Annotated in this window: 19 protein-coding genes; 7 read left to right on the forward strand and 12 right to left on the reverse strand. The window is 68.8% G+C overall.

Going from position 1 to position 18,998, the window contains the following annotated elements:
• Nucleotides 1-119: 119 nt before the first annotated feature.
• The 9 genes from MFF22_RS23065 to MFF22_RS23105 form a co-directional block, all read right to left on the reverse strand.
• The gene (locus tag MFF22_RS23065) at nt 120-1,889 is read right to left on the reverse strand and encodes a complex I subunit 5 family protein (RefSeq protein ID WP_238253012.1); all 1,770 of its coding nucleotides are present in this window, start codon (nt 1,887-1,889) and stop codon (nt 120-122) included.
• Complete coding sequence (locus MFF22_RS23070; RefSeq protein WP_238253013.1) at nt 1,886-2,284, reverse strand: sodium:proton antiporter; 399 nt, start codon at nt 2,282-2,284, stop codon at nt 1,886-1,888. Before MFF22_RS23070 ends, MFF22_RS23065 begins: the two co-directional genes overlap by 4 nt.
• A complete protein-coding gene (locus MFF22_RS23075) occupies nt 2,281-3,057 on the reverse strand; it encodes an MnhB domain-containing protein (protein ID WP_238253014.1) in 777 nt (258 codons plus the stop codon). Before MFF22_RS23075 ends, MFF22_RS23070 begins: the two co-directional genes overlap by 4 nt.
• On the reverse strand, nt 3,054-3,323 hold the full coding sequence (locus MFF22_RS23080) for a Na(+)/H(+) antiporter subunit B (RefSeq protein ID WP_238253016.1): 270 nt from the start codon (nt 3,321-3,323) through the stop codon (nt 3,054-3,056). Before MFF22_RS23080 ends, MFF22_RS23075 begins: the two co-directional genes overlap by 4 nt.
• Nucleotides 3,320-3,604 (reverse strand): monovalent cation/H(+) antiporter subunit G, encoded by a 285-nt coding sequence (locus tag MFF22_RS23085; RefSeq protein WP_238253018.1) that lies wholly within the window; start codon nt 3,602-3,604, stop codon nt 3,320-3,322. Before MFF22_RS23085 ends, MFF22_RS23080 begins: the two co-directional genes overlap by 4 nt.
• Complete coding sequence (locus MFF22_RS23090) at nt 3,601-3,852, reverse strand: monovalent cation/H+ antiporter complex subunit F (protein WP_238253019.1); 252 nt, start codon at nt 3,850-3,852, stop codon at nt 3,601-3,603. Before MFF22_RS23090 ends, MFF22_RS23085 begins: the two co-directional genes overlap by 4 nt.
• Nucleotides 3,849-4,337 carry a hypothetical protein gene (locus MFF22_RS23095; RefSeq protein ID WP_238253020.1) on the reverse strand — a complete coding sequence of 163 codons (489 nt, stop codon included), beginning with the start codon at nt 4,335-4,337 and terminating at the stop codon, nt 3,849-3,851. Before MFF22_RS23095 ends, MFF22_RS23090 begins: the two co-directional genes overlap by 4 nt.
• Before the next feature lie 134 nt (nt 4,338-4,471).
• The gene (locus MFF22_RS23100; protein ID WP_238253021.1) at nt 4,472-5,455 is read right to left on the reverse strand and encodes a phosphoribosylaminoimidazolesuccinocarboxamide synthase; all 984 of its coding nucleotides are present in this window, start codon (nt 5,453-5,455) and stop codon (nt 4,472-4,474) included.
• 79 nt (nt 5,456-5,534) lie between these two features.
• Nucleotides 5,535-6,107, reverse strand: coding sequence for a TetR/AcrR family transcriptional regulator (locus MFF22_RS23105; RefSeq protein WP_238253022.1), 573 nt, complete (start codon nt 6,105-6,107; stop codon nt 5,535-5,537).
• 101 nt (nt 6,108-6,208) lie between these two features.
• Between MFF22_RS23105 and MFF22_RS23110 the strand changes: the two genes are divergently transcribed.
• The 6 genes from MFF22_RS23110 (at nt 6,209) to guaA (ending at nt 14,243) form a co-directional block, all read left to right on the forward strand.
• Entirely contained in the window at nt 6,209-7,333 is a 1,125-nt protein-coding gene (locus MFF22_RS23110) for an efflux RND transporter periplasmic adaptor subunit (RefSeq protein WP_238253023.1), read from the forward strand.
• Nucleotides 7,330-8,427 carry an efflux RND transporter periplasmic adaptor subunit gene (locus MFF22_RS23115; RefSeq protein ID WP_238253025.1) on the forward strand — a complete coding sequence of 366 codons (1,098 nt, stop codon included), beginning with the start codon at nt 7,330-7,332 and terminating at the stop codon, nt 8,425-8,427. Before MFF22_RS23110 ends, MFF22_RS23115 begins: the two co-directional genes overlap by 4 nt.
• A gap of 21 nt (nt 8,428-8,448) precedes the next feature.
• Nucleotides 8,449-11,499, forward strand: a complete 3,051-nt coding sequence (locus tag MFF22_RS23120) for an efflux RND transporter permease subunit (protein WP_283206206.1) — start codon at nt 8,449-8,451, stop codon at nt 11,497-11,499.
• A gap of 404 nt (nt 11,500-11,903) precedes the next feature.
• Nucleotides 11,904-12,203 carry a hypothetical protein gene (locus tag MFF22_RS23125; protein WP_238253027.1) on the forward strand — a complete coding sequence of 100 codons (300 nt, stop codon included), beginning with the start codon at nt 11,904-11,906 and terminating at the stop codon, nt 12,201-12,203.
• The gene (locus MFF22_RS23130) at nt 12,200-12,619 is read left to right on the forward strand and encodes a hypothetical protein (RefSeq protein WP_238253029.1); all 420 of its coding nucleotides are present in this window, start codon (nt 12,200-12,202) and stop codon (nt 12,617-12,619) included. The genes MFF22_RS23125 and MFF22_RS23130 overlap by 4 nt, the downstream gene beginning before the upstream one ends.
• 67 nt (nt 12,620-12,686) lie before the next feature.
• Complete coding sequence (guaA, locus tag MFF22_RS23135; protein WP_238253030.1) at nt 12,687-14,243, forward strand: glutamine-hydrolyzing GMP synthase; 1,557 nt, start codon at nt 12,687-12,689, stop codon at nt 14,241-14,243.
• Between the two features lie 189 nt (nt 14,244-14,432).
• Here guaA and MFF22_RS23140 read toward each other — a convergent pair whose 3' ends face one another.
• Both MFF22_RS23140 and tsaA read right to left on the reverse strand, forming a co-directional pair.
• A complete protein-coding gene (locus MFF22_RS23140) occupies nt 14,433-15,140 on the reverse strand; it encodes an SGNH/GDSL hydrolase family protein (RefSeq protein WP_238253032.1) in 708 nt (235 codons plus the stop codon).
• Nucleotides 15,137-15,634: a tRNA (N6-threonylcarbamoyladenosine(37)-N6)-methyltransferase TrmO gene (gene tsaA / locus MFF22_RS23145; protein WP_238253033.1), complete on the reverse strand. Its 498-nt coding sequence runs from the start codon at nt 15,632-15,634 to the stop codon at nt 15,137-15,139. Before tsaA ends, MFF22_RS23140 begins: the two co-directional genes overlap by 4 nt.
• 108 nt (nt 15,635-15,742) lie before the next feature.
• Here tsaA and MFF22_RS23150 point away from each other — a divergent pair, with 108 nt between their 5' ends.
• Complete coding sequence (locus MFF22_RS23150) at nt 15,743-17,236, forward strand: AMP nucleosidase (RefSeq protein WP_238253034.1); 1,494 nt, start codon at nt 15,743-15,745, stop codon at nt 17,234-17,236.
• A 70-nt stretch (nt 17,237-17,306) separates the two neighbouring features.
• Here MFF22_RS23150 and MFF22_RS23155 read toward each other — a convergent pair.
• Nucleotides 17,307-18,998: TonB-dependent receptor (locus MFF22_RS23155; RefSeq protein ID WP_238253035.1), on the reverse strand; the 1,692-nt coding region annotated here is incomplete at its 5' end.

Consider the following 18,998-nt stretch of genomic DNA (forward strand, 5'->3'; position numbering starts at 1 on the left):
CGGCCTTCGCCGGATGCGCACATCTGATCGCCGCCTACGACGATCTGTTGTTCGAGGTGGTGACCGGTCCCCGGTCATGAAGGGGCCGTTCGTCCCTAGGCGCGGGGCAGGCATCGACGTCAGGCGAGAGCCAAAGCCCCGGCGATGAGGGCGAGGCCCACGGCGAGCCAAGCGACATAGTCCCCGATCAGCCCGCTGTGCAGCGCCTCGAGGCCCCGGGCCGGCAGCGACTGGGTCGCGCGAACCGGCCGGACGATGGCCCGGGGGAGCTTGTGCCGGAAGAGGGCATAGGCGGCGAGGGCGATGGCAGCGCCCACCGGACACCAAGCGGCCCAGAGCGGCCCCTCTTCCATGCCACCGGTTAGCGTCCCGTGGGCGAAAGCATTGATCGCATCAGGCGCGAGGGCTTCGACCCATGCCGGCGGAACGATGACGTCGAGCAGGAGAAGGATGCAGCAGGGCCCTAGCATCAGCCACAGGGGACGGTCGGCCTTCTCCCGCTCCTCCTCGCTGGGGGCGCCGGCCTCGTCGCCGGGATCCTCGCCGAGGCCGAGGAAGATCCGTCCGGTCGCGCGGAGGACGGCAGCTCCGGTGAGGGCGGCGCCGGTGAGGTTCGCCACGAAGGCGTAAGGGTGCGTCCCCTCCAACGCGCCGTGGAGAAGGCGCGATCCCTGGTCGAGCAGCCCGACCGGAAGACCCGCGAGGAGGAGGCCGGCCACCGCCATCGCCGCCCCGGCCGGTCCGATACCCCGGCCCAGCCCGCGCAGGGCGATCTCGTCGATGCTGGCCCGGGTCGCGAGCAGGATGCCCGCAATCATGAACAGGCCTCCCTTCACCATCCCGTGCCCGACGACGTAGACGAGGGCGCCGCCGGTGCCGCCCGCCGAGAGGGCGCCGATGCCCGTGAGCATGATCCCGGCATGGGAGATCGTAGAGAAGGCGAGCAGCCGCTTCAGGTGCCGCTGCAACAGCGCCATCCACCCACCGAGGACGGCGCTCAGCGCGCCGAGGCCGGTCAGGAGAGTGGGCAGGGCGTCTTGGACCTGCGCCGAACCGGCAAAGACGACGGCGGTGAGCTTGGCGAGGCCGAACACGCCGAGGGAGACCATGGCCCCGGAAAAGATCACCGAGACCGGGCTCGGGGCGACGGCATGGGCATCGGCCAGCCAGAACTGGAAGGGAACGGCGGCGGCCTTGATCATGAGGGCGGCCGCCACGAGGCAGAAGCCCCCCGCCACCACCGGATCGCGGCCGGCATTGGCTACCGCGGCGGCGATGCCGGCGAAATCGAGGGTTTCGGCACGGGCATAAAGCAGTCCGATGCCCCCGAGCATGAGGAAGCCGGCGAGGCTGTTGATCACCGTGAAGTTGAGGGCGCCAGCCAGGGCGGATTCCTCCAGGTGGTAGGCGGTGAGGGCGAACGCCGCCACGCTCATCACCTCGAACCACACGAATAGGTTGAAGAGATCGCGGGTGAAGCAAAACCCGATCATCGCCGCCAGGAACAGCAGCATCAGGATATGGAAATGCCCGTGGGTACGGCCGAAGAAGCCCCAGGCGAAGACGAAGGCCAGGGCATAGAGAAGGCCGATGAAGGCGCCGATCCAGCCGCTGGCCGCATCGACGGAGAAGCCGATCCCCAGGGCGACGCCGTCACGGGGTTCCCACCCGCCGAACCAGTACGTCACCGCACCGTCTCCCGCCCGCGACGCGATCAGCGCGCACAGGATGCCCACCGTAAGGGCGGTGAGCGTAGCCAGGATGTCGGGCAGGCGACCCGGGAGGAGATGCGCCGTGGCGAGCAGGATCGCGCAGACCACCAGGGGTACGGCGACCGGCAGGGGAACGAGGATGGCGGTCGGCAGAGCCGAGAGCAGGGCGTTGGTCACCGGCTGGGGTGCTCCGCGCTCCGGGGAGCGTCGGCGCCGGCCGGGTCGCCCCGGCGACGCATCGGTTTCAGCTGTTCCGGGTCGAGGGTTCCGGTGCGCTTGAAGATCTGCACCGTCAGGACAAGGAGCAGGGCGGTCAGGGTCGCGCCGACGACGATGTCGGTCAGGACCAGGGCCTGCATCACCGGATCGACGGCGGGCGTGCCCGGCGGGTGGTCGTAGAAGATCGGCGCGATGCTACCCCAGCGGTAGCCCAGGCCCAGGAGGAGGGCATAGGTGGCCGATTGGCAGACCGAGAGGCATCCCACGAGGTGGATGAGGTTCCGGCTGGAGGCGAGGCCGTAAAGGCCGGCCGCGAGCAGCCACGCGGCGACGGCGTAAGGCAACCAAGTCACGCGGATTCCTCTCCGGGTTCTTCCGGCCCCGCGGCTTCGCGCGTTTCCTCCAGGAATTCGAGGAAGAGCTGGGTGAAGCCGCCGCAGACGGCGAGCGCCACACCGGCATTCTCGATGAGCATCAGGCCGCCGGAGAACAGGTCGCGGAAGGTGCCGAAGGGCAGCACATTCTGCATGAAGGCCGCGCCGGTCAGCATGGGGGCGAGGCCGCACAGGGCGAAGAGCAAGGCGCCCCCACCTTCCATCGCGTCGAGCCAATGGCTGCGGATCACGTCACGCCAGCCGGCATAGCCCTCGCCGACGTAGGCGAGCAGGGTTCCCGAGGCGAGGATCACGCCGCCCTGGAAGCCGCCCCCCGGCGTCACCGTCGCGTGCAGGACGACATAGAGGCCGAACATCATGAGCAGCGGGCCGGCGAGCCGGCAGGCCAGGACCACCGCCTCCGAGCGCGGCAGGATCGCCCGGCCCGGGAGCCGCATGGCCCGGTCGGTCGTGTTCTCCCCTCGCCGGCCCCGGAGAAGGACCACCGTGCCGGTGATGGCGGCGAGCAGCATGAACTCCTCGCCCAGGGTATCGAGCCCGCGCAGATCGAAATTGATGGCGCTGACCATGTTCGCCACATGCCGCTCGGCCGGCACGATGGCATTGATCCGCTCGCCGTAGGCAGCGATGGTCGCCCCGAACTCCGGCAGCCGTCGGATCACCGCGACGGCGCCGGGCAGGAGTCCGGCAAGGGCAGCCCCAAGGAGGGCGAGACGCAGCCGCGGGCTCACGAGTCGCCGCCCTTGCCGTTCTCGCGCTCGACCTTGCCGGCCCGCACGGCCATCAGGGCGACGAGGAAGAGGAGCGGCACCGCGGCGGCGCCGACCGCGAGTTCCGACAGGGCGACATCGGGCGCTTGAAGGGCGGTGAACAGGATCGTCAGGACGAGCCCGTTGGCGCAGATGGCGAAGATCTGCCGGTTCGGGTCCCGCACCAGCACCACCGCCGTGCCGGATGCCGCCGTCAGCAAAAAGATGAGGGGAAGGAAGACGCTCACGCCGAGCGTCCCTCCCGCAGGAGCACGGCCCGCCCCGCGGCGTGGGAGAGCACCGCGCCAAAGCCCACCAGCAGCACCATCATGAACAGGATCTTCAGGGAGCGGCCGGAGATGCCGTCGGCGGCGAAGGCGGTCGCGGTGACAGTCACGCCCGTGGCGACGTTCAGGAACGACGCCGCGTGGAAGCGATCGAGGGCATGGGGCAAGCGCAGCAGGGCCAGGGCGGCGAGCCACGTCGCGCCGACGGCCAGGGCCAGGAGTACCGCGATGAGAAGCGTCATACCCAGCGCTCCAGGAAGACGGACAGCAACAGCGTGCCGGGCAGGCTGAGGAGCACGAGGGTCAGGGCGAGGTCCGTCACGGATGCCTGATCGGTCGCGAAGGTCAGGAGGGTGAGGATCGTCACCGCGATCGTGGTCGCGAGCTGGAAGGCAGCGAAGCGCTGCCCGGGGCGCCCGCGCCATGTCAGGGCGACGGCGAGCACCAAGGGCGGGAGCAGGGCGAGAAGGGCGATCGTCCAGACGCTCACGGCTTTCCCCCGACCGGTGCCAGGGTATGCATGACGATCCCGGTATCCCCGCCCTTCTCCCGAAGAACGAAGCTGTCCGGCGCAAGGGAGGCGGCGATCAAACCCAGGGCGCGTTCGGCCGGAAGCTCGGCATTGGCCCATGCGCTTTCGGCATCGCGTTCGTAGGCGACACTGCCGCGCGGTCCGCCCCCGATGACGGCATGGACCAGTTGCCCCGCGACCCGACCAGTGGCGCCGGGCAATCCAAGGATCGCGTGGCCGACCGGACCGAGGCCGGACATCCAGCCCGAGAAACGCATGCCGCCGCCCCGCCCGGCGAAGGCCCACCAGATCGAGCCGAGTGCCGCCGTGACCGCCCCCGCGAGCCCCTCGTTCAGGCTGAGCGAGCCGGCACAGAGGATGTAGAGCGCGAAGAGCAACAGCCAGACGGCGGCGATAGCGAGGGCGAACCGACCGGGACTCGACGTCGTGGGAGGAGGGGACATGGCTGGAGCGCCACCGGGCCGGAGGTCACGCGGCCGACCGGACAAGCCGCGACCTTGGCGGCACAATCGAGCAGCCGGCTTCCGGTTCCGTCACGCTTCGCGGAGCCGACGTCGCCGCTGGGGAACCGGGGGCGTCAGGCGCCCCCTGCGAGGTAGGCGGCGATGTTGCGGCGGATGCGGTCGAGGGGCACCTCCGCCGGGTCGGGGAGGGTAAAAGGCTCGCCGGTGATGGTCTCGTAGGCGCGAATATAGACGGCGGCGGTCTCCAGGATGACGTCGGCCGGAATGGCCGGGATCGGATCCTTGTAGGGATCGCAGCGGGCGACGACCCAGTTCCGCACGAAGTCCTTGTCGAAGCTCTCGGGGCTCGCCCCCGCGGCGAAGCGCTCCGGGTAGCTCTGCGCGAACCAATAGCGGCTGCTGTCGGGTGTGTGGATCTCGTCGGCCAGCACGACGCGTCCGTCGCCGTCGAGGCCGAACTCGTACTTGGTGTCGGCGAGGATCAGCCCGCGCTCCGCCGCCAACTCCTGCCCGCGGGCGAACAGCTTCAGGGCGGCCTCGCTCACGGTCTGCCATTGCCCGGGCGTGAGAAGCCCACGGCCGAGGATCTCCGCTTCGGTCAGGGGTTCGTCATGGCCGCCGTGGTCGGCCTTCGTGGTGGGCGTGATAATCGGATGATCGAGCTTCTGGTTCGGCCTCATCCCGTCCGGGAGATGGTGGCCGTACATCTCGCGCTCGCCGGCCTTGTAGCGGGTGAGGATCGACGTCGACGTCGTACCAGCGAGATAGCCCCGCACCACGATCTCGACCGGAAGGATGGACAGGCGCCGTCCCACCACCACGTTGGGGTCCGGATAGGCCAGGACGTGATTCGGGCAGATGTCCCCGGTGCGCTCGAACCAGAACCGGGCGGTCTGGGTGAGGACCCGGCCCTTGAACGGAATCGCCGCCAGCGAGATGTCGAAGGCGCTGATTCGGTCCGACGTAATCAGGATCCGCCTGCCGTCCGGAAGATCGTAATTGTCCCGGACCTTGCCCCGGTAATGATTCGGCAGATCGGGAAGCGTGGCCTCCTCGAGGACTTGCCGGGCGTAGGGGGCGAGGGTGGCAGTATCCATCGGGTACTCCGGACAGACGGAATCGCGCCGACAGCCTTTGCGCGCAACGGGCGCCGAAGGCCAGAGGGGTCGGGGCCGGTCATTCCCCGGATGGCAACTGTTCCAGCCCCGCGATGCGATCGAGGGTAGTAAATACACCTTTCAGTTCGTGAGGTGCGAACTGGTGGAAGCCGAGTGCCCGCCCCATGGCGATTCCCACGATGGCGAAGAGCACGACACTCCCGGGGCCGAAGCCTCCCTCGGCCTCCGCGAGGCGGGAGAGTTCCCCCGCCAAGAAGCGCCTGTAGTCGGCGAGGGCATCGGGATTCTCGATGGAGGCGAGGAGCAGGGCGCGGGAGATCTCATCCTCGTCGCAGTGGGTGCGTTCGAAATTGGCGACCATCGCCCGAGGCACGCTCCGGGCCTCCGGCGGCTGGGCGTCCTCGCATGCGGCGATGCCGGCGCGGAGCGAGGCGAGCTTGTGCGCCACGAGGGCCGCCACCAGCGCGTCCTTCGAGGCGTAGTGATGCAGCACGCCGCCCTTGCTCAAGCCGGCTTCGGCAGCCACCGCGTCGATGGTCAGCCCCCGCGCGCCCTTGCGGTTGAGCACGGCGTTCGCCGCCGCCAGGATGATCTCCGGCCTCTCGGTGAGCCGTTGCCGTTTACCCTGCATGACGTTCCTTAGTTACCGACTGGACGGTATGTAACGGATCGAATAGACATGCGCCACGGCTCCGGTGCCACGCCGGTTCCGCTCGAACTCCCGCAGATGCCATGACTGCTCGTCACCGACCTTGCGCCCTGCTCATCGCGAGTTGCCTCGCGGGGCCCGCCATTGCCGCGGATGCTCCCACCGTGAACAACGGGGAGGTTCTGCGGGTTCGCGTGGTGGAGGCCAAGCAAACGCTGATGGCCGAGGATGTCGTCCTGAGCGGCGACATCCAAGCGCAAGCTCAGGTCAACGTCTCGTTCCGCACCAACGGGAAGGTCTCCAAAAGGCTGGTCGAGGTCGGCGATCACGTCGCGGCGGATCAGGTCCTCGCCGAGCTGGAACCCCTGACCCAGCGCGCCAATCTCGACAACGCCCGCGCCGCCCTCTCCTCGGCGGAGGCGCAGCTGATGCAGGCCAAGCTCACCTTCGATCGTCAAAAGGAGCTTCTCGGCGGCGGCTTCACGACGAGGACCACCTACGACAACGCGGAGCAGGACTTTCGCACCGCGCAGGCTGCCGTCGATTCGGCGAAGGCCGCCCTGGGCACGGCGCAGGAGCAATTCACCTACACGGAGCTGCGGGCGGGGGTGCCGGGCATCGTCACGAGCCGGGATTTCGAGGTGGGTCAGGTCGTACAGTCTGGCCAGACCGTCCTCGTCCTCGCCCAGGACGGTCCCCGCGACGCGGTGTTCAATGTCTACGAGGCGCTGACCGCCCGACCGCTGGGCGACAAGACCGTCGAAGTCTCGGCGCAGGCCGATCCGAAGGTGAAGACCAAGGGGACGGTGCGGGAGATCTCGCCGACCGTCGATGCGACGAGCGGAACCGTGCGCGTGAAGATCGGGCTCGAATCGACGCCCCCGGCCATGGGGCTCGGGACGGTCGTGGTCGGGCGCGGACGCTTCCTTCCACATGAGGTCGTCGTGCTCCCCTGGTCCGCCCTCTACCGTTATGCCGGGAAGCCGGCGGTCTGGATCTACGATCCCGGCACAAGGAAGGTCGATGTCCGCAGGGTGGCGATCGACCGGTACGGGCCGACCATCATCACCGTGAAATCCGGCGTCCGGCCGGGCGAGCGCGTCGTCGTCGCCGGCATCCAGTTCCTGCGGCCGGGCCAGGAGGTGGCGGCCATCGATCTCCCCGAATCCGACATCCAGGGAGCCGCTGCGGCGGGCGCCGGCCGATGATGGTGTTCTCTCGTCGCATCGTGCCCCTCGGCGCGGCCGCGCTGACGGTCAGTCTCGCCGCGTGCGGTCCGAAGGAGGAGGTCCACGAGGCGGCGCCCATCCGCCCGGTGCTGACACGCGTCGTCGAGGCCAGCGACACCGTCATGTTCGGTCCGTTCGCCGGCACCGTCGAGCCGCGCTACCAGTCCCAGCTCGGCTTCCAGATCCCTGGCCGGATGGTCGCCCGCGACGTGACCGTCGGGGATCTGGTGACGCAGGGGCAGCGCCTCGCCGCCCTCGATCCCGTGGTGACCCGGTTCGATCTCACGCGCGCGGAGGCGGACCTCGCCGATGCCCGAGGGCAGGCCGAGAATGCGACCGCAGCGGAGGCACGCACCCGGCGGCTCATGTCCGCCAACGCCGTCAGCCGGGCCAGCATGGATCAGGCCGTGGCCCGCCGGGATACCACCCAGGCCCGTCTCTCCCAGGCCGAGGCGAACCTTCAGAAGGCCCGCGACCAGATGGGCTATACCGAATTGAAGGCCGAGTTTGACGGCGTCGTGACCCAGCGTCTCGCGGAGATCGGGCAGGTTCTGAGCGCCGGCCAGGGTGTCGTGACCGTAGCCCGGCCCGATGCCCGGGACGCCGTGGTCGACATCCCGGAGGCTCTCGTGGGCGCGATGCCGGCCGACGGCGTCTTCACCGTCGCGCTCCAGAGCGCGCCGGAGTTGACCGTCCGCGGCCGGGTGCGAGAGACGGCGCCCTTCGCCGATTCGAACACCCGGACGCGGCGGATCCGCATGACCCTTGAGGATCCGAAGCCCGCCTTCCGCCTCGGCGCGACCATCAACGTCTCGCTCAGCCAAGACGTGGCGCGGCGGTTCCTGATCCCGGCCACCGCCGTGCTGACCGAGGGTGAGCGCCGCTCGGTCTGGCTCGTGGGGGCGGACGGACGTTCGGTCTCCCGCCGGGATGTGACCCTCGGACCGCAACCCGAGAATGCCGGCGAGGTGGCCGTGATGAACGGCCTGAACCCGGGCGACCGCATCGTCGTGGCGGGCGTCCATTCCATCCGCGACGGGCAGGCGGTGCGCCTCGCCTCGGCCGCCGAGTGACCGTTCGGGATCGGTAGGATCGTGAAGGACTTCAACCTCTCCGACTGGGCGCTGCGGCACCGTTCGCTCATCTGGTTCCTGATGGGCGTCTGCCTGCTTGCGGGCGTGATGGCCTATGGCCGCCTTGGCCGCGAGGAGGACCCGCCCTTCACCATCAAGACGATGGTCGTGCAGGCGACGTGGCCGGGCGCCACCATCGCCGAGACCCTCGATCAGGTCACGGACCGGATCGAGAAGGAGTTGCAGCAACTCAATGGGCTCGATTTCGTCCGGAGCTACACGACGCCGGGCCAGACCACGGTCTTCGTCCAGTTCCGCGATACGCTGAAGCCGTCGGAGGTTCAGCCGGCCTTCTACCAGACGCGCAAGCGCCTCGGGGACATCAAGGGGCAGTTCCCGCAGGGCGTCCAGGGGCCGTTCTTCAACGACGAGTTCGGTGACGTCTATGGCAACGTCTACGCCTTTTCCGCGGATGGTCTCAGCTATCGGCAGTTGCGTGACTACGTCGAGAAGGTGCGCACCGAAATCCTGAAGGTGCCCGATATCGGCAAGACGCAGATCCTCGGCGCGCAGAACGAGGTGATCTACCTCGACTTCTCGCCGCGGAAGCTCGCCGGCTACGGCATTGACCTCCAGGCCCTGGTCAAGGCGCTCCAGGCGCAGAACGCGGTGTCGGCGTCGGGCGTGGTCCAGGCAGGGCCGGAGCGGATCTCCCTGCGGGTCAGCGGCTCCTTCGCGTCGGAGGCGTCGCTTCAGGACGTCAATCTCCGCGTCAACGACCGGTTCTTCCGGCTCTCCGACATCGCGGAGATCATCCGGGGCTACGAGGATCCGCCCGCACCGATGTTCCGCGTGAACGGCAAGGCGGCCCTGGGTCTGGCCATCGCCATGCGGCCGGGCGCCAACCTTCTTCACTTCGGCGAGGCGCTGAAGGAGCGCATGCATCGCATCGAGGGCGAGTTGCCCCTCGGCGTCAATGTCCACCTCGTCTCTGACCAGCCCCGAATCGTCGAGGAGGCGGTGGGCGGGTTCACGGAGGCCTTGATCGAGGCCGTCGTGATCGTGCTCGGGGTCAGCTTCGTCAGCCTCGGGATCCGGGCCGGTCTGGTCGTGTCCGTCTCGATCCCCCTCGTCCTCGCGATCGTGTTCGTCGTGATGCAGGTGATGGACGTGACCCTGCAGCGGATTTCGCTCGGCGCGCTCATCATCGCCCTGGGCTTGCTGGTGGACGACGCGATGATCACCGTCGAGATGATGGTGGCCCGCCTCGAACTCGGAGAGAGCCTGAAGAAGGCGGCGACCTACGCCTACACCTCGACCGCCTTCCCCATGCTGACTGGCACCCTCGTGACAGTCGCCGGCTTCCTGCCGATCGGGTTTAATGGCTCCGGGGCGGGCGAGTACACCTACTCGCTGTTCGTGGTGATCGCCGCGTCGTTGCTCGTCTCATGGGTCGTGGCGGTGCTGTTCGCGCCGCTGATCGGCGTCACCCTTCTCCCGAAGACCGTGAAGCACCATGCGGAGAAGCGGGGAATCTTCACCCGCGTCTTCCTGGCGAGCCTTCGCATGGCGATGCGCTGGCGTTGGACGACCGTGGCTGCCTGTATCGGCCTGATGGCGCTTGCCATCGCCGGCCTCGGCCACGTGCAGCAGCAGTTCTTCCCGTCCTCGGACAGGCCCGAAGTGTTGGTGGACCTGACCTTGCCGCAGAACGCCACAATCGCCGAGACCAAGGCTCAGATGGACCGGTTCGAGGGCGGGCTGAAGGACGACCCGGACGTCGCGAGCTGGTCGTCCTATGTCGGGCAAGGCGCCGTGCGTTTCTATCTGCCCCTCGATCAGCAGTTGAGCAACGCGTTCTTCGGCCAGATCGTGCTCGTGACGAAGTCCCTCGAGATCCGGGACCGGGTGATCGCGCGGTTACAGGACCGGGCCCGCCGCGATTTCGTGGGGACGGACGTGCTCGTTCAGCCGCTCAACCTGGGGCCGCCGGTGGGACGGCCCGTGCAGTACCGCCTGAGCGGGCCCGACGTGCAGGAGGTGCGCCGCCGAGCCCTCGACCTCGCGAACGTGGTGGGCCAGGATCCGCGCCTCAACGTCCCGACCTTCGACTGGAACGAGCCCGGCAAGGTGCTGCGCGTCCACATCCTGCAGGACAAGGCGCGGCAGCTCGGCGTCACCAGCCAGGACATCGCGGGGATCCTCAACGGGATCGAAGGCGGTCAATCCATCACCCAGGTCCGCGACTCGATCTACCTCGTTGACGTGGTCGGCCGGGCCCGCACGGCGGAGCGCACCTCCCTGGACACGCTGCAGAGCCTGCAGGTCGGCCTCGCCAACGGCTCGGTCGTCCCCCTGCTGGCCTTCGCCCGGATCGGCTACGAACTCGAGCAGCCCATTGTCTGGCGTCGGGACCGAATGCCGACGGTGACGGTGCGGGCGACGATCCGCGACACCACGCAGCCGGCGACGATCGTGGCCGCCCTGAAACCCAAGATCGATGCCTTCGCCAAGGCGCTTCCCGACGACTTCACCCTCCAGACCGGTGGCGCCGTCGAGGAATCGGCCAAGGGACAGGGTCCGATCGCCAAGGTCGTCCCGGTGATGCTGCTGACCATGGCCACGCTGCTGATGATCCAGCTTCAGAGCGTCGGCCGCATGCTCCTCGTCTTCACCGTCGCACCCCTCGGGCTGATAGGCGTGGTGCCCGCCCTTCTGCTGTTCGACAAGCCGATGGGTTTCGTGGCGATCCTCGGGATCCTGGCGCTGGTCGGCATCATCATCCGTAACGGGGTGATTCTGGTCAGCCAGATCGAAGAGTTCCGCGCCGAGGGGAAATCGCCTTGGGATGCGGTCTACGAGGCGACTCATCACCGCATGCGGCCGATCCTGCTCACGGCGGCGGCGGCGAGTCTCGGCCTCGTTCCCATCGCCCGGGAGGTCTTCTGGGGGCCGATGGCGTTCGCGATGATCGGCGGCATCCTCGCCGCGACCTTCCTGACGCTGCTGTTCCTGCCGGCGCTCTATGTCGGCTGCTACCGGATCAGGGAAGAGACGGCGCCGGCCGCGTGACGGGCTGCCGTGAGCTGGCCCCCGCCCGGGGCCGGCTCATCGCGTGAGCGGGACGGCAGGGGGCGTCAGCGCTTCCGGGCGCGGACCCTGATCGGCTTCGGCTGGGGGGAGCGGTGCGCGGCGAGGGCAAAGGCTGCGAGGGCCGCGAGGCTCGGCAGGGCAATGTTCAGGAACGTCATAGCGAGACCTCCGAACCCATCCGGGAAATGTGAGCGCCAGGTATTAACACATCGTTAACTTCCGACACCCCATCCCGGTCCTTAACGGAGCGTTTACCCTGTCGTCGCACCCATGCGGCTTCCGCGGCGGGACTCAGGGCGATGACGAGGATTGCGGGCCGGGTACCGGGCAGAGCCTTCGCCGCCTTCGTCCTTGGCGTCGTCATTGGCCCTGGAAACGGGGCCGTGGCACAGGAAGTCCTGTTCCTACACATCAGGCCGCAGGCCGACCTTTCCGCGGCCGGGACGGCCGGCGCGGCGCTCGCGGCCCGCGAAGCCGTCTGGGAGCGCAGCAACGCCCGGGCCCGGGCGATCATCGAGACGGTCTGCACCGGATGCCTCGGGCCCTGGTCCCCACCGCCCGGTAAACTCGTCACGACGGCGGCCGTCTCGGAAATTCCTGTCGCCCGGGGGGTTGAACCGGACCCGTCCCTTAAGGCATCCGACGCGACCTCCGACCCATCGATCCCCGAGAGGCGACCATGACGCAATCGCACCCGACCAGCGGCGCCGAGCCAGAGATCGACTGCCCTGTATCCCTGGAGGTTCTCGGCGCCGTCTATCGCGCCGACGAGTACGATCTGCCCCAGATCCTCGAGCAGATCCCCGCCCTCAAACGGGCGCAGCTCGCCACCTACCTCTACGGCAAGAGCCACATGCATCAGCTCGGCCTGAAGGTCGCCCGCGCCTGCGACCGGGAGGATTTGCTCCGGGTGGCCGGCGAGATCGGTGCGGTGATTCATGGGCAGGCCCATCTCAAGCCGTCGCGGCCGGCGGTCGATCCGGCGGCGGCCCTGACGAAGCACAAGCCGATGCCGGGGCAGAAGAAGGTCAGTCTCGCCGGCGCTGCGAAGCCCGCCATCAGCCTCGGCGGCTCGGCCAAGGTGCGCAACTTCGACTGATCGCAGTCCCACGGGAAAGCGGGCAAGCGCGTTGCGTGCCCGCCGGACCTCGTTCACAACGCCCCGGATGAACACCGACCACGACAAGATCCTGATCGTCGATTTCGGCTCTCAGGTGACGCAGCTCATCGCCCGCCGGGTGCGGGAGGAGGGCGTCTATTGCGAGATCGTGCCCTTCACCAAGGCCGAGGCCGCCTTCCGCGAGCAGAAGCCCAAGGGGGTGATCCTGTCCGGCGGCCCCGAATCGGTGACCGTGGAAGCCTCGCCCCGGGCGCCGCAGCTGGTCTTCGATTCGGGCGTGCCGGTCTTCGGCATCTGCTACGGCCAGCAGACGATGGCGGCCCAGCTCGGCGGCGCGGTCGAAGGCGGCCATCATGCGGAGTTCGGCCGGGCCGAAGTCGAGATCCTGGCCGAGTGCCCCCTGTTCAAGGGGGTCTGGCACAAGGGCGAAAAGTACCCGGTCTGGATGAGTCACGGCGACCGGGTGACGAAGCTTCCGGACGGCTTCACCACCGTGGCGATCTCCCGCAACGCGCCTTTCGCCGCCGTGGCGGACGAGGCACGGCATTACTACGCGGTGCAGTTCCACCCGGAGGTGGCGCATACGCCCCACGGGGCGCTGCTGATCCGCAATTTCGTGCGCGACATCGCCGGCTGCTCCGGCGACTGGACGATGGGGGCCTACCGCGAGGAGTCGATCGCCAAGATCCGCGAACAGGTCGGGTCCGAGAAGGTGATCTGCGGCCTGTCCGGCGGTGTCGATTCGGCGGTGGCGGCGGTGCTGATCCACGAGGCGATCGGCGACCAGCTCACCTGCGTGTTCGTGGATCACGGCCTCCTGCGCCTCGGGGAAGCCGAGCAGGTCGTGGCCCTGTTCCGGGACCACTACAACATCCCCCTGGTGCACGTGGAGGCATCGGGGATGTTCCTGTCGGCGCTGGAGGGCGTCAGCGACCCGGAGGTCAAGCGCAAGACCATCGGGCGGCTGTTCATTGACGTCTTCGAGGCCGAGTCGAAGAAGATCGGCGGCGCGGCGTTCCTGGCCCAGGGGACTCTCTACCCGGATGTGATCGAGAGCGTCTCGTTCACCGGCGGACCCTCGGTGACGATCAAGAGCCACCACAATGTCGGCGGCCTGCCGGACCGCATGAACATGAAGCTCGTGGAGCCCCTGCGCGAGCTGTTCAAGGACGAGGTCCGGGTGCTCGGCAAGGAACTCGGCCTGCCGGAGGCCTTCGTCGGTCGCCATCCCTTCCCCGGCCCGGGGCTGGCGATCCGCTGCCCCGGCACCATCACCGCCGAGAAGCTCGAGGCCCTGCGCAAGGCCGACGCGATCTACCTCGACGAGATCCGGCAGGCCGGCCTCTACGACACGATCTGGCAGGCCTTCGCGGTGATCCTTCCCGTGAAGACGGTGGGCGTGATGGGTGACGGGCGCACCTACGACCACGTCTGTGCCCTGCGGGCCGTGACCTCCGTCGATGGCATGACCGCCGACTTCTACCCCTTCGACATGGCCTTCCTCGGTCGGGTGGCGACCCGGATCATCAACGAGGTGAAGGGCATCAACCGCGTCACCTACGACATCACGTCGAAGCCGCCCGGCACCATCGAGTGGGAGTGAGGGGGCACGCGCCTGCGTGGCTCCGCCCTCACCGTCATCGACGCCCATCGTCATTGCGAGCGCAGCGAAGCACTCCAGGGTAGCGGAACGCTCCAGAACGAAGCGCATCCCTGGATTGCTTCGCTGAGCTCGCAATGGCGGAGTCTGTGCTCGGAACTCAGTGACTGAGAGAGCGGCGATGCGGCGGCATCAACGAGGATTTCCATCCCCGCACAGGGCAGGCGTCAGGGCCCGCATCGCCGGCCTGAACCCGGCGAGGTGCAGCCCGTCGCGCAGGGCGCCGGGCTTGGCGAAGCCCGTGTCCCCGTCCCGCAGGGTGGCATAGGGATCGGCATAGGTGCAGCCGAGGCGCCCGCACAGGGCCTTCAGCCTGGTCGAATAGTCGCCGACCGCACCGGCATCGACCAGGGCCGCGATCTCCCGTCCCACCGGGGGGAGGGCGGTGACCACGACGTGGCCGGTCACGCCCTGGAGACTGCGGACGATGCGCTCCGCCGCGCCTTCGAACCGCGCGGCTGCGTCGTCTCCCCGGGGGCGGTTCTTCAGAAGGATGTCGTTGGTGCCGATGGTGAGCGACGCCGCCTTCGGCCGTACCGGAAAGGCGAGCCGGGCGAGGTAGTCGGCATAGGCCGAGGACGTCGCCCCGCTGACGCCGCCATTGACCAGGGGGAGGCCGCAGGGCTGCTGGTCCCCCGGCTGAAGCTCGGTCTGCGAGTCGCCGGCGAGGAAGTCGTACTCGGGCGGAGCCTCGTCCAGGGCGACCTGGACGGCGACGAGGCGCATGGTGGCGTAGCTCCGGGCGTCTGTCGGGGGCGCCCGGCGCAGGGCCAGCCCGGCGATGATGCCTGCGGCAAAGATCAGCAGCGCGGCCACGGCCGGGGCGACGAGGCGCCTCACCGGTCCACCCCGGCCCGGTCGACCTGAGCGTCCGGCCGGGAATCGGTCGAGGCGTAATAGGGTTTGATATCGAGGAGGGGCGTGCCGTCGAGGCAGTCGAGGCCCCGCACCTTGAGCGTGTCATCCTCTTGGCCGAGCAGTTCCACCACTGCCAGGGCGATGGGATTCGGCCGGGCCGGCGAGCGGAGAGAGAACGTCCCCCGCGGACTGTCCGCATGGCGGGGCTGCTGGACGAGAAGGCCCCGGGTCGCCCGATCCATCCAATAGAGGAGGATCAGGTGCGTGCAGCCGGTGATGTTGCGCAAGCCAGGCGCGTAGGGCGGGTCGATCTCCACCGTGCAGGGCGCCTGCGCCTGGAGGTTGTTCTTCGGGCAGTCGGCGCGGTCGGTCCACGGCGTGCGAAGGCGGCCGATGAAGTGCAGACCGGCATCGAACCTCTCCGGCAGGTCCGCCACGACTTCCCCCGGTCTCACCCCGAATTCGTCGCCCGCCATGCCATGCCCCTCGTGTCGCCGACGCGGTGTCGGCCACGCGACCCCGGCGCGCAAGGGCTGCCTCGCGCCCGCCGCGCCCGCGGTGTAATCGGTGTGCGCGGAGGAAACATGATCGAACGCGAATTGCGGCCGATGCAGGCCGTTCCCGATGCGGCGGCGGCGGTGGCCGAGCTGATCGCCCTCTACGACGGGGCGACCTCGGCCCTGCGGAGCGCCCTCGAACGCTTCCTCGGCGGCGGCCCGCCGCCGGACGGGTCCGAACGGCTCGCCTTCCGCTATCCCGAACTGCGGGTGACCTACCGGCCGGACGGTCCCCTGCCGCGCCTGCGCCGGGCGACGGCCAAGCTTCAGGCGGCGGGAACCTATGCGACGACGGTGACGCATCCGTTCTTCTTCCGCGACTACCTGCTTCGGCAGCTCGAGGCCCTCGTCGCCGATTACGGCGTCGCCATTGAAGTCGGATTGAGTGCGCAGGAGATTCCCTATCCCTACGTGCTGGAGGCCGGGCTGGATCCCGGGGCACGGGCCGTCGAGGCCGCCGAGCTGGCGACCTATTTCCCGGTGCCGCTGCTCTCCGTCGTAGGAGACGAGATCGCCGACGGGACCTTCGACATGGTCGAGGGCGAGCCCCGACCCCTGGCGCTCTTCGACGGGGTGCGGGTCGATTATTCCCTGCGCCGCCTCGTCCACTACACCGGCTGCGACTGGCGGGAGGTGCAGCCCTGGATCCTGCTGACCAACTACCACCGCTATGTCGATCAGTTCGTCCGCCACGGCCTCGAGAGGCTGGCCTCCGGGGAGGAAGGCTTCGAACGGCTGGTCTTACCGGGCGGTGTCGTGGTGCGCCGGGAGGACGCCGCAGGGGCCGACCCGGCGGCGCTGCTCGCCGCGTCGCCCTGGCATCGCCACCAGATGCCGGCCTATCACCTCGTCGCCCGGGCCGCGGACGGGTCGATGCAGGGCACGACTCTGGTCAACATCGGCGTCGGGCCCTCCAACGCCAAGACCATCACCGATCATCTTGCGGTGCTGCGTCCCGATTGCTGGCTGATGGTCGGCCATTGCGGCGGCCTGCGTCAGTCCCAGACCATCGGCGATTACGTGCTGGCCCACGCCTACTTCCGGCGGGACAGGATTCTCGACGAGCTGGTTCCGCCCGACGTGCCGGTGCCGGCGCTCGCCGAAGTCCAGCTCGCCCTGCAATCGGCCGCGGCGCAGGTCACCGGGGAGCGCGACGACGCCCTCAAGCAGCGCCTGCGCACCGGCACCGTCGTCACCTACGATGACCGGAACTGGGAGTTGCGGTTCACCCAGGAACGGCGGCGGATCAACCAGTCCCGGGCCATCGCCGTCGACATGGAGAGCGGTACGGTGGCCGCCCAGGGGTATCGCCTGCGCGTGCCCTACGGTGCGCTTCTCTGCGTCTCCGACAAGCCTTTGCACGGGGAGATCAAGCTGCCGGGTGCGGCGAACGCCTTCTACGACCGGGCGGTCTCGGAGCATCTCAAGGTCGGCCTCGCCGCCCTCGATGCCCTCCGGGCCGACCGGGCGGGGCTCCATTCCCGAAAGCTCAGGAGCTTCGACGAGCCGCCGTTCCGGTAGCGGTATGGTCGGAAGCGTGCCCCCACGCTGGGTTGCTTCACGGCGTCCGCGATGACGGGGAGGGGGCGACCTACAGGTCCACTGCCATCGACAGCAGGTAGGTTCGCGGAGCACCCTGGAAGAAGGTCCCATAGGTCGCGACGCCCGTCCAATAACGGGCGCCGGCCACGTTCTGGACGTTGGCGCGGAACACCGTCCGGTGGCCGTCGATGGAAGTCGCATAGCGCAGGCCGATGTCGAGGCGCGTCCAGTCCGGCACTGCCTGGCGGTTCGCGGTGTCGATGAACTGCCGTCCGGTATGGATGACCGCGCCGTCGAGGGTCACGCCCGGCACGCCCGGAAGGTCCCATTCTGCCCCAAAGTTGAGCTGGATGCCTGGGACGCCGATCGGCGTGTGGCCGATATTCGCGGCGGTCGCCGTGCGGGTAAGGGTACCGTCGAGGAGGCTCACCCCGCCGAGCGCCCGGACCCCCGGCACGACTTCGCCGTAGACGGTGAGTTCGAGCCCGTCGATGCGCTGCTCTCCGGTCTGGGCGTAGATGCGGTCCGGTCCGAGTTCGCCGCTGGGCTTGGTGATCCTGAACGCCGCGAGGTTCGTCGAGACCGTGCCCCAGTCGATCTTCACCCCCACCTCGACCTGCCGGGCGACGTAAGGCGCCAGCACGGCCCCGGAATTGGTGGCCACGGCGGGGGCGACGTCGCCCCGGCTCAAGCCTTCAATGAAGTTGCCGTAGAGCGAAACACTGTCCCACGGGCGGAGTACGAGGCCAACGAGAGGACTCGTGGCGCTCTTGTCGTAGGTCGTGGTGAGCGTGCCGACATTCGAGGCGTAGTTATGCGCCTCGAACCCTTGCCGCCGGACGCCGAGCGTCAGCAGCACATGCTCGTCCAGCACCGAGAGCGTGTCGGCCACCGACACCCCGGTGAGCGTGCTGTCGGAAAAGCGCGGGCGGGCGCTGCTCTCCGGCACGGCGACCGGCGGGACGATCGCGGGCTCGTAGATGTTGGAGCGGTAGCTGCCCCGGACCGGCGACAGCCACCGGCCAAGGTTTTCGTGGTAGGACGAGGCCTGCACGACCAGGGCATGCCGGACGAAGCCGGTTGCGAAGCCCGCCCGCATCCCGCCATCGGCGGTGAAGCGGTCGCCGTCGAGGCCGTAGAATTGCGGGTTGGTGATCGTGTCGCCCCGCAGGTTGGTGATCGTCGGCGCGGAGGCGAAGAGGCGGGACACCTCGGATTGCGACCCGCCGACGTCGGCAAACAGTGTCACCGAGTCGGTCAGATCGAACTCCGTCCGCAGGAGCCCGCCCCGGTCGTCGATCGTCGAGTGTTCCCAGGATTGCGTGAGGTTGCGCCGGCTGTCCGGCGCCGGCGGCACGGGCACGCCCGCCTTCAGCAGGAAGGGGCGAAGGGGCGCCCGGAAGCGGTCGGTCTGCCCGATCAGGTAGAGCCAGGTCCGGAAACGGTCGCCCTGGTAGTCCAAAGCGAGGGCGTTGACGCCCGTCGTCTCGGATTGCCGGTCGAAGGGTGTGTCGCCGCCGTGGAGGCTGCCGACGACCCGTACGCCCCATTCGCGGTTCGCGCCGCTTCGCCGGGCGATATCGATCTGGCCCCCGCCATGGGCGAGTGAGCCGTAATCGAGTGTGACGCGGGTGAGGTCCTCGCCGGCACGCTTCGGAACCACGTTGATGACGCCACCGACGCCGCCGTTAGGAGCGATGCCCGACAGGGCGGCGGACGGCCCCTTCAGCACCTCGATCCG

The sequence above is a fragment of the Methylobacterium persicinum genome (assembly GCF_022179525.1).
Lineage (GTDB): Bacteria > Pseudomonadota > Alphaproteobacteria > Rhizobiales > Beijerinckiaceae > Methylobacterium > Methylobacterium persicinum.